Source organism: Streptomyces sp. NPDC054883 (assembly GCF_053610645.1).
In genome coordinates this window covers 1-10,294 of the sequence record NZ_JBSGYT010000092.1, presented here as the reverse complement: position 1 = coordinate 10,294, position 10,294 = coordinate 1, and the positions used below count along the sequence as shown (strand labels likewise).

Sequence of the window (10,294 nt, the reverse complement as noted above, 5' to 3'; positions counted from 1 at the left end):
CGGACGGCGACGAGCAGGGCCACACGGGTGGCGGGGCGGGGGCGGCGCCGGCGGCGGCGGCGGCGCGGTCGGGGGGGGCCGGGTCGTGGGGGGGGGGCGGGGGGGCGGGAGCGGCGGCCGGCGGGGCCGGGGGGGGGGGCGGGCCGGGGCCCGCCCCCGCCGCGGAGGCGTTCACCGCGTCAGCGCGACCGCATCAGACCCAGATGCGGACGGCTTCCAGCTGCCGCGCCTGGCCGGTGGTCCCCACGTACACCGCGTTGCCGCTCACCGCGTTCAGCCAGCCGTAGCCGGCGACATGGGCCTGCGCCGCCACCGACCCGGAGCCGACCTGGACGCCGAGCGCCTCCATCCGGCGTGCCTGGCCGGTGGTGCCGACCGTCACGGCCGCGCCGTCACCGGCGCACGCCCAGCCCTGCCAGCCGATGTCGGCGAGGTGCGCGTTGGCGCAGACGCCCCCCGTGCCGCTGGTCGCGATCACCGCGGCCTCCATGCGACGGCCCTGTCCCGTCGTCCCGGCCACCGCGCCGTCGCACACCGTGGACTGCCAGCCGACGTCCTGTACATGGGCCGCGTAACACACCACCCGGGCGTTCGGGGCCAGCGTCCGCTGCCGGGCGGCCGCCGCCTCCACCTCCCGGACCACTTCGGCCGGCGCCCGCAGCACCGGACCGCCCGCGCTCACCGCGGTGCCCGCCGGAGCCGGCGCCGACGGCTGCCCCTGGGCCTGGGCCACACCCGTGGCCCCCAGCGCGCCCGCCAGCGCCACGGCTAAGACGGCGCTCGCTGCCTTCACGGAATTCTTCACGGCATTCCCCTCCTGGTACCGACTGGTCGCGCCCATCTGTACCGGCGGCCCGCGGCGCGCGGCAACCGGTCTCGGGTGCCACGGCCGAGAGGGGACGCGGCATGGCGCACGGGGCGGGCTTGTGCCGGGGGCCAGCGCTGTGCCTGCGCGGCGCCCGGGAACGCCTCAGGCGTCGAGGCGCCGCTCCAGCAGGATCACGCCGTACACCCGGCCGTCCGCGGCCTGTTTGGACGGGCATTCGCCGACGACCCGGTAGCCCGCGCCCCGGTAGTAGCCCAGCAGCTCGGGGTTGGTCGACACGCAGTCCAGCCGGGAACGCTCCCGGCCGGTACGGGCGATCCGCCACTCGGCGTGTTCGAGTATCCGCCGGCCGGCGCCCGGGGGCGCGGCCTCGCGCTCCACCATCAGCCGGTGCACGTACCCGGCGACGGGCGGCTGCACGCCCCAGGCCTCTTCGTCCGACCACCACAGTTCGTACGCGCCGACGACCCGGCCGTCGGCGTCCTCGGCCAGCCACACCTCGCCGTCGCGCATCCGCGCACGGAAGTGCGCCACGTCCTTCTCGCCGGGCTTCCACTGGTCGATCCCGTGCTTGCGCATCCACCGGGCGGCCTGGTCGTACAGCTTCACCAGCGTGCCGGCGTCCTTCTCCACGGCCTGCCGGAACAACATCCCGTCGTCAATGATCACGCGGGCATTATCACGCGGGCCCGCGCCACGTCATGATCACCGCGTGCCCGGTACCAGCGCCGCCAGCCGCCCGACGAGCAGTCCGAACGGCCCGTCGGCCGGCTCCGCGGAGAGGATGCGCACCAGGATCTGCGCCATCTCCTCGTCGTAGGCGGCGCTCACGGCGGCCAGCGCGGCGAAATCGTGCACGAGTTGGAGCTCCAGCTCGGAGCGCGGGATGCGCCGCCCGTCCAGCCAGATCAGCGCGGTGGACTCGGCGAGGGAGACCCACGAGCGCACGACCAGCTCCAGCCGCGCCGGCGGCGCATCGGGCGAGACGCCCAGGTGCTTGAGGATCTCCTCGTACGCCGCCTGGCGGACCTCGTCGATCATCGCGTTCGCCCGACTGCTGCCGACCGCCGGACCGCCCCGCATCAACGCCGAGAAACCGGGCCCGTGTTCGTCGACGAACGCGAAGAACCGCCCCATCACCCGCAGCAGCCGGGCCCCGAGCGGCCCCTCCTGCGGCTCCACGAACCGCAGCGCCAGCTCGTCGGCGGCCCGCCGCAGCGCCGCCTCGTACAGGCTGAGCTTGCCGGGAAAGTAGTGGTAGACGAGCGGCCGCGATATGCCCGCGGCCGCCGCGATCTCGTCTATCGACACGTCGTCGGGCGACCGGTGGCTGAACAGCTCCAGGGCCACCCCGATCAGCTGCTGCCGCCGCTCCTCGACACCCATCCTGCGCCGCACCCCGGTTGTCATGCGGACACCCTACTTCCACTCCGGCGCGGGCCTCGGCGGGGTGTTCGCGCCGCTACAGGTCCAGGACCAGCCGGTCCGAGACGGCGCGGGAGACGCACAGGAGCATCGAGTCCGCGCGCTCGGCGTCGCTGAGGAGCTCGTCGCGGTGCTCCACCTCCCCTGCCAGGACCCGGTGTCGGCAGGTCCCGCAGAAGCCCTGCCGGCAGGAGTACGGGGTGCCGGGCAGGGCGCGGCGCACCGCCGTCAGGGCGCTCTCGTCCGCCGCCACCTCGACCGTGCCCCCGGAGCGGTGGAGTTCGATCGTGAAGGGCTTCGACCCTGCGGTGGGCGCGACGGCGGTGAAGCGCTCCAGGTGCACCGCCGAGGGGTCCGGGGCGGCGGCGAGGACCGCGGCCATCAGCGGCTCCGGGCCGCAGCAGTAGACGAGGGCGCCGGAGGCCGCGGCGAGCATGCTCAGGTCCGGCAGGCCCGCCTCGTCCTCCGGCACGATCGTGACCCGGTCCCCGTACCCGGCGAGTTCCGCGAGGAACGGCATCGAGGTGCGGGTGCGGCCGCCGTACACGAGCGTCCAGTCGGCCCCGGCCGCCGTGGCGGCCCGCAGCATCGGCAGGATCGGGGTGATGCCGATCCCGCCCGCGACGAACACGTACGCCGGGGCGGCCACCAGGGGGAACCGGTTGCGGGGCGCCCGCAGCCGCAGCTCGGCGCCCTGCACCAGCCGGGCGTGCGCCTCGCGGGAGCCGCCGCGGCCGTCCTCGATCAGCCGGACCGCGATCGTGTAGCGGCCCGCGTCGGCGGGGTCGCCGCACAGGCTGTACTGGCGCACCAGCCCCGACGGCAGTACGACGTCCACGTGCGCCCCCGGACTCCAGGCGGGCAGCTCCGGCGATTCCAGGGTCAGCCGGACGACGCCCCGCGCGGGTTCGCCGCGCGCGACGACCGAGGCCCGCAGCAGCCGGCGCGGGGAGTGGCCGGAGACCGGGGTCTCCAGGGCCGGCAGCGGCCACAGGGGGGAGCGCCGGATGCGCCGGCGCAGCGCGCGCCGGGTCAGCAGCGCGGCGCCCGCCGCCGCGGTGAGCGTCAGCGCGCGCCTCATGCCCGCACCCCGCCGTTCGCGCCCGGCGAGGTGGCGAGGTAGGCCGCGGCCTGGGCCGTCGAGCCCTCCTGCGAGGGGTGGTAGGTCCGGGAGAGGTAGGTCGGGATCGACTTGAGCATCGAGCCCGTCGAGGGCAGCACACCCTGCTGCCCGGCCCGGAACATCCGGCCCAACGAGGCCTTGGCCGCCGGGAGTTCGGGATCGTTCTCCATGAAGAAGCGGACGCCGCGCTGCCAGAGGAACGCCAGGGCGGCGAAGGCCGTCGCCCAGGTCCGCACCCGGCGCCGGTAGCCGCCGTCGAGGTGCATGAAGAGGTCGAAGGCCACCGCGCGGTGCTCGACCTCCTCCGCCCCGTGCCAGCGCAGCAGGTCCAGCATCATCGGATCGGCGCCCCGGCGGTCGAGTTCGTCGGCGTTCAGGACCCAGTTGCCGAGGAACGCCGTGTAGTGCTCGACCGCGGCGATGATCGCCACCCGTTCCATCAGCCACCACTTGCGGGCCCGGCCCGGGGGCAGGGTCCGGTCGCCGAGCAGCTTCTCGAAGAACCAGTCGACCTGCGCCGTGTACGGGGTCGGATCCAGGCCGAGCCGTTTCAGGTGCGGCAGCACGTCGTCGTGCGCGGCGGCGTGCATGGCCTCCTGGCCGATGAAGCCGACGACGTCCGCCCGCAGCCGCTCGTCCGTGATGTACGGCAGCACCTGCTTGTAGACGTGCACGAACCAGCGCTCCCCGGCGGGCAGCAGCAGGTGCAGGACGTTGATCGTGTGTCCGGCGAACGGGTCGCCGGGGAGCCAGTGCAGCGGGGTGTCCTCCCAGGAGAAGGACACGTTCCGCGGCTGGAGGCCCGTGTGCTCGTACAGGCCCGGGTGTTCCGACGCCACGGGGGCGGGCGCGTGCGGCGTATTAGACATGGCGTCAATGTACTGAGGGGTAGGGCCGAGCAGAACCCCTCTGCGCCGGGATTTTCCGGCTCCGGTCTGCGCCGGATTCCGGCACGCGCCCGTTGGGCTCCCCTCAGCGCAGGGCTTCCGCCTTCGTGCCGTCCGTCAGCCTGCCCGAGAGGTCGACCTGCGCGCCCTGCGGCGCCTTCACCGCGAGACGGTTCCCGTTCGCGCTCCCGTTCACGCCGCCACCGGATGCCGTCAGGGAGGCGAACTGGGCGCTGCCCGCGGCCAGTACGTACCACTGGCCCGCCTTCGACTTCCACAGCACGCCCGCCAGCACCCGGGGCTCCCGGGGGCCGCACGCCGCGGAGCCCTCCGCCTTGGCCGCCTGGGCCGCGAGCTGCGCGCCCGGGGCGAGGAACTGGGCCTGGACCCGGTCCGCGGTGCCCTGCCAGGTCTCCGCCCGGCTGCACAGCCAGGTCGCCGTCCCGTCCCCCTCGGGCAGCGGCTGCTTCGCGTACGTCCAGGCGTTGACGGTGCGGACCCCGTGCGAGCGGACCGAAGGCAGCAGGCACGCCGTCCGGGACCACTCGCCCAGCTCGGCGGCCTCCGTCACGTCGCGCTCGGCACCCGGTGCGCCCGAGGTCAGCCGAACCGGGGTCAGTTCACCCAAATCCGTCACGAGCCGGGTGGCGCCGTCGCCGGTCAGGGCCAGCGCGTTCCAGCTCGTGCAGCTGCCGGTGGGGGCGGGGCCGGGCACCGGCGGTGTCATCCCGTCCGGGGTCAGTTTCAGCACCGAGGGCGACTCGCCCGGCTTGAGCAGGTCCCGCAACGCGGCGCCGAGCACCCAGGGGGCGGTCAGGTACCGGACGTTGCCGTCGACCCGGCTGAGCACCAGAGCGGTCGCGGTGTCCGCCGACGCCCCGTCCGTACGGGCGAAGTCGAGGGCGGCTCCGGCGGTTCCGCTGCGCGGCTCCGCGTACCGGACCACGCGCAGCCCGTCGTACAGCAGGACCACCACCGCCTGGTCCACGGCCCCCGCGAACAGCAGCTGCGGCGGGCCCATCGGCGGCCCCGACGGCGTGCCGGGGGTGGCCGAGACGACCACCGTGCGGCCGGGGCGGGCCCACACGGTCAGTGCCCGGCGCAGCAGCGCGGCGTCGTCGGCCCGGTCGCCGCGGGCGGGCCACGCGGAGAAGTCGGTACGGGAGGAGGTCCGCCAGAGCGTGGACGGGACCCGGACCAGCTGCCCGGGATCCAGCGCCTGCTCCGCGACGGCGTTCTTCGCGTACAGCGGGGCGGCGGGCCCGTCCGAGCCCCAGCCGCCGCCCGGCAGCGCGAGCAGCGCGCCGCACACCGCGAGGGCGGCCGAGGCGGCGATCCCCGCCCGGGCGAACCGGCGCCGCCGCAAGAGGTCGGTGGGCCGGGCCTGGAGCACGCACGGGTCGAATTCGGGGGAGGCGAAGAGGGCGTCGTGCGCCGGGTCCCCGGACTCCGCGACCGCCCCCGTCGGGTTCGCCACCCCGGCGTCGGCGAGCACCCGCAGGACATCGGGCTCCGCCAGCCCCTCCAGCGCCCGCAGCACGCACGCCGCGCGCCCGGGACCGCTCAGGGTGGTCAGCCACTGGTCCAGCGCCAGCTCCTCGGCCCCGCCCGAGCGCGGGAACAGCCGCAGCCCCCACACCTGGGGGAGCAGCCGGGGCAGCTGCCCGCGCAACGGGAGCGCCCGGAAGGTGAACGGTACGCCCGCCTCAAGGGCGGCGCGCAGTACGCGCAGCCGTACGTACGGGTACCCCGACTCGGGGCCCTCCAGCCCGCCCCGCTGCGCCGGGACCCCGCCGCGCACGGCGGGATCGCCGCCCCGGCGGCCGCGCGGCAGCGCCCGCTGGGTCAGCGAGTGGGCGGTGAGCACCCGCCGGTTGCGGCCGAGGGAGGGCGGCAGCACCAGGTAGGCGAGCCGCACCAGCCGCGGGTAGTGCTCGACGATGGCGGCCTCGGCCTGTTCCAGGCCGGGCGTCAGGGGAGGCAGGGGGCGGGTGGCGGTATCCGGCGCAGTCACGTTCAGCAGAACGAGCGAATCGTCGGATGGTCACCCGCCGTCAGCGCACCCGTTCGGGCGATTCCGCGCGGCGGGCGCGACGGGCGGCCGCCACGAGGACCGGGCCGGGACCCGCGCACCCTCAGGCGATCAGCCGGGCCCGCAGCGCATCGACGGCCCCGTCCGGAACGCCGAGCCCCTCCCGTACGTACTTCTCCATGGACCCGTAGCGGGCGGCGACCTCCTCCAGCGCCGTCTCCAGGTACGCGGGGAACACCCCGATCAGCGCCAGCGCGATCTCCGGGTCGCCGCCGGCCGCCGTGAAGCCCTCGATCATCGGCGCGAACGCCTGCTTGACCGCCGGGTTCACCGACATGTACTCGTCCATCAGGGTGCCGTCGTCCGCGCCGAGCAGTGACAGGATGACGGTCGCGCCCCACCCCGTGCGGTCCTTGCCGGCGGTGCAGTGGAACAGCAGCGGGCCCGCCTGCGGATCGGCGGCCTCGGTGAGCAGCAGCCGGTAGGCGTTCTGCGCCGAGGCCGAGTTCACGAAGGACCGGTAGACCTCCCCGAAGACGGCCTGCGCCTTGCCGCCGCCCAGGTGCTCCTCCGCCACGACCGGGTCCGCCATCAGGTCCTTGAGCTGCGCCGCGGGGGGCATCTTGGCTATCCCCGCGCTCATCCTGTCCGCCAGTACGTCACTGATCAGCAGCCGCGCACCGGCGGGCAGCCGGTCCGGGTGGTCGGCGCGCTCGGCGTCGCTGCGGAAGTCGATGACGGTACGGATCCCCAGCGCGGCCACTGCCGGATCGGCGTCCAGGTCGAGCCGGTCGAGTGCGCCGGAGCGCAGCACCAGCCCCGGCCGGACCGTGCGGCCGTCCGCGAGCGGAGTACCGCCGAGGTCGCGCAGGTTCGCGACGGTGGTGGAGGGGGTGGCGGTCATCGGGCGGCTCCAGGCTCCGGCGGCGGGAGGAGAAGGGCGGGCAAGCGGGGCGGGGTCGATCACGCGTGTCATACGGGTCTATTGAGACCGATTTTCTGATGATTCACCCCGGAAAGACAATCGACGGCCAGCGAGAGGCCGATGCCGATCCCGAGCGCGACCAGGTGTCCGGCGTCGGTGAAGGTGCGCCCGCGCCCGAGCACCGGCCGGGCGGCGATCGCCAGCAGCCCCACCCGGGCGGCACCCCGCGGGCGCCCGTGCGGCAGCGCCGAGGTGAGGGCGCCGAGCACGGCGTTGAACCCGTAGCTGGTGCCGACGTCCAGGGCCCTGCGGGTCTCCCGGTCCGCCGTGCGCCGCAGCACCCCGTGGACGAGCAGCGTCGCCGCCGCGTGCCCGAAGAGGAACACGCAGGCCGTCCACCAGGCCCCGTACGCGTACTCCGCGTACCCGAGCACCGCGACCAGCAGCAGCGCGTACGGCAACGGCATGGGTTCCTCGACCGTGCAGGCGCTGCTGAGCAAGGTCTCCCAGCGGCCCGCCTCCAGGTTGTCGACGTTCGTCGAGCAGCGGCGCAGCAGTCGGTCCCGCGCCCGGGGGTCCAGCCGCTCCAGCGCGTGGGCGCCGAGCTGGACCCCGCCCGCGTAGACGACCGCGAGCGGCACCGGCCAGGAGGAGCGCGGCCGCGGGCGCGGCGGCCCGGCAGAGGGCGGGCACGTCGACGGCGACCACGACCACGGCAGCAGGTTCACCCCGCCATGATCGGATACGGCCTCCCCGCCGGGGCCGTCGGGGTCCATGGGAGCATGAGCCGACATGTCTGTTTCCCGCGCGCCGGTGCGTGCCCTGCGGGCCGCGATGTTCGCGGCGGTGTGTGTCGCTCTGGGTGCGGTGGGGCATTCGTACATGTCCGGGGTGGAAGTTCCCGCTGCGGGGCTTCTGCTGTCTTTCGGGGTGATCGGTTCTCTCGCCTGGCTCGCCGCCGGGCGCCGCCGGGGCCCCCTCGCGATCACCGCGGCGCTGCTCGCCGCGCAGAGCGCGCTGCACCTCGCCTTCACCGCGGGCCAGGCGGGCCGGGCGGGCCGGCCGCCGGGCCCCGCCTCCGCCCCGATGCCCGCACACCACCACATGCCGGGCATGGACATGAGCGCCATGGGCGCCGATGCCCCCGGCATGACGGAGCTGCCCGGCGCGGCCGGTATGGCGGACCTGGCCGGACACGGGCACGGCGGCCTCGGCATGATCGCCGCGCACGTGCTCGCCGGGGTGTTCTGCGCGGCCTGGCTGGCCTGGGGCGAGGCGGCCGTCTTCCGGCTCGCCGCGGCCGTCGGAGCCGCCGCGCTGCTGGCGGCCCGCCCGCTCGCCCGCGCGCTCGTACTCCTGCGGACCCGGGTGGCCCCCCGGCCGGCGCCGCCCGCGTACTGCGCCCCGTACGAACGGCCGCGCCGGCTGCGCGGCGCCGTACCCGCCCACGCCCTGGTCCGGCGCGGGCCCCCCGTCCGGCGAGACCCCCGAGCCACGGTCCCGGACCGGCCCGCCCCCGCCTGAAAGACGCGTGCGGCGAGGCCCGGGGCCGATCACCCATGTCTTCGCCAACTTTCAGGACACCCATGTCTCTTGACGAGCTCCAGACCGGCCCCACGGGGACGGCCGAAGCACCTGCCGGCACACCCTCCGGCCCGTCCGCCCCGCGCAGCCCGGGAGCCTGGGCCGCGCTGCGGCCGCTGCTCCTGCGGATGCACTTCTACGCCGGGCTGCTGATGGCCCCGCTGCTGTTCGTCGCCGCCGCGACCGGGCTGCTGTACGCGGGCTCCTGGCAGGCCGAGAAGATCCTCTACGCCGACGAGCTGACCGTCGCCCGCGTCGGCGACCACGCGCAGCCGCTCGCCGGCCAGGTCGCGGCGGCCAAGGCCGCCGCGCCCCAGGGCAAGGTCGTCGCCGTCTGGCCCGCGCCCGACGCCGGGGCGACCACCCGGGTGATCATGGAGAGCCCGGGCCTCGGGGACGACGAGAACCTGACCGTCTTCGTCGACCCCTACACGGCGGACGTACGCGGCCGGCTCACCACCGCCGGCGACGCGCTGCCGCTGCGCGCCTGGCTGAGCGGGCTGCACGCCGACCTCCGGCTCGGCGCGTTCGGCCGCAACTACAGCGAACTCGCCGCCAGCTGGCTGTGGGTGGTCGCCCTCGGCGGGCTCGCCCTGTGGATCGGCCGCCGCCGCGCCGGCAAGGCCCGCCTCGTCCTGCCCGACCGCGCCGCGACCGGCCGCCGCCGGACCCTGTCCTGGCACGGGGCGGTCGGCCTGTGGGCCGCCGCCGGACTCGTCGCCCTCTCCGCCACCGGCCTGACCTGGTCGAAGTACGCCGGTGAGCACATCGGGCGGCTCCAGGACGGGCTCGGCGGGGCCACCCCGTCCGTCTCGGCCCAGCTGTCCGGGAGCGCCGGCGCCGACGGCGGCGACGAGCACGCGGGCCACGTCATGACCGAGGGCATGGAGATGCCCCCGCCGCCGCCCACCGCGGACGTCGGCATCGACCGGGCCGTGGCCGCCGCCCGGGCCGCCGGCGTCACCGAGTCGCTGCGCGTGACGCTCCCCGCCAACGGCAAGGGCTACGTCGTCAAGGAGGCGGACAAGCAGGTGCCCGTGCACCTGGACTCCGTCGCCGTCGACCCGGCCGACGGCAAGGTCATCGACGAACTTCGCTTCGCCGACTATCCGTTGCTCGCCCGGCTGACGCGCTTCGGCATCGACCTGCACATGGGTCTGACGTTCGGGATCGTCAACCAGCTGGCGCTGGCGGCGCTGGCCGTCGCGCTGATGTTCCTCGTCTTCTGGGGCTACCGTATGTGGTGGCTGCGCCGGCCCACCAAGGAGCGCAGGCTCTCGGCCGGCCGGCCCCAGCCGCGCGGGGCGTGGCGCAAGCTGCCCGTGACGCTGCTGCTGCCGCTCGCCGCGGTGACGGCGGTCGTCGGGTGGTTCGTGCCGATGCTGGGCATCAGCCTGCCGGCGTTCCTGGCGGTCGACGTCCTGCTCGGCTTCGCCGCCCGCCGCCGCGCGGCCTAGCCCGGCAGCCGGGCGGGCCCGTGCGCGCCTCCTCG

Annotated in this window: 10 protein-coding genes; 2 read left to right on the top strand and 8 right to left on the bottom strand. The window is 75.5% G+C overall.

Annotation, left to right across the window (positions count from 1 at the left end; translation table 11 throughout):
• Positions 1–193: 193 nt before the first annotated feature.
• The 8 genes from ACWGH1_RS34825 to ACWGH1_RS34790 all read right to left on the bottom strand — a co-directional run bounded on the left by ACWGH1_RS34825 (position 194) and on the right by ACWGH1_RS34790 (position 8,012).
• A complete protein-coding gene (locus ACWGH1_RS34825; protein ID WP_453354316.1) occupies positions 194–805 on the bottom strand; it encodes a hypothetical protein in 612 nt (203 codons plus the stop codon).
• A gap of 165 nt (positions 806–970) precedes the next feature.
• Complete coding sequence (locus ACWGH1_RS34820) at positions 971–1,495, bottom strand: N-acetyltransferase family protein (RefSeq protein ID WP_453354315.1); 525 nt, start codon at positions 1,493–1,495, stop codon at positions 971–973.
• Positions 1,496–1,531: 36 nt separating this feature from the next.
• Positions 1,532–2,236, bottom strand: coding sequence for a TetR/AcrR family transcriptional regulator (locus ACWGH1_RS34815; protein ID WP_453354314.1), 705 nt, complete (start codon positions 2,234–2,236; stop codon positions 1,532–1,534).
• A 52-nt stretch (positions 2,237–2,288) separates the two neighbouring features.
• Entirely contained in the window at positions 2,289–3,332 is a 1,044-nt protein-coding gene (locus tag ACWGH1_RS34810) for a PDR/VanB family oxidoreductase (protein WP_453354313.1), read from the bottom strand.
• The gene (locus ACWGH1_RS34805) at positions 3,329–4,243 is read right to left on the bottom strand and encodes a metal-dependent hydrolase (protein WP_453354312.1); all 915 of its coding nucleotides are present in this window, start codon (positions 4,241–4,243) and stop codon (positions 3,329–3,331) included. Before ACWGH1_RS34805 ends, ACWGH1_RS34810 begins: the two co-directional genes overlap by 4 nt.
• A 103-nt stretch (positions 4,244–4,346) precedes the next feature.
• A complete protein-coding gene (locus ACWGH1_RS34800; RefSeq protein WP_453354311.1) occupies positions 4,347–6,275 on the bottom strand; it encodes a hypothetical protein in 1,929 nt (642 codons plus the stop codon).
• Between the two features lie 121 nt (positions 6,276–6,396).
• Complete coding sequence (locus tag ACWGH1_RS34795; RefSeq protein WP_453354310.1) at positions 6,397–7,197, bottom strand: tyrosine-protein phosphatase; 801 nt, start codon at positions 7,195–7,197, stop codon at positions 6,397–6,399.
• A 68-nt stretch (positions 7,198–7,265) separates the two neighbouring features.
• Complete coding sequence (locus ACWGH1_RS34790; protein ID WP_453354309.1) at positions 7,266–8,012, bottom strand: rhomboid-like protein; 747 nt, start codon at positions 8,010–8,012, stop codon at positions 7,266–7,268.
• Between ACWGH1_RS34790 and ACWGH1_RS34785 the strand changes: the two genes are divergently transcribed.
• Positions 8,011–8,742: a hypothetical protein gene (locus ACWGH1_RS34785; RefSeq protein ID WP_453354308.1), complete on the top strand. Its 732-nt coding sequence runs from the start codon at positions 8,011–8,013 to the stop codon at positions 8,740–8,742. The genes ACWGH1_RS34790 and ACWGH1_RS34785 overlap by 2 nt on opposite strands.
• A gap of 62 nt (positions 8,743–8,804) precedes the next feature.
• On the top strand, positions 8,805–10,259 hold the full coding sequence (locus ACWGH1_RS34780) for a PepSY-associated TM helix domain-containing protein (protein WP_453409343.1): 1,455 nt from the start codon (positions 8,805–8,807) through the stop codon (positions 10,257–10,259).
• Positions 10,260–10,294 lie beyond the last annotated feature (35 nt).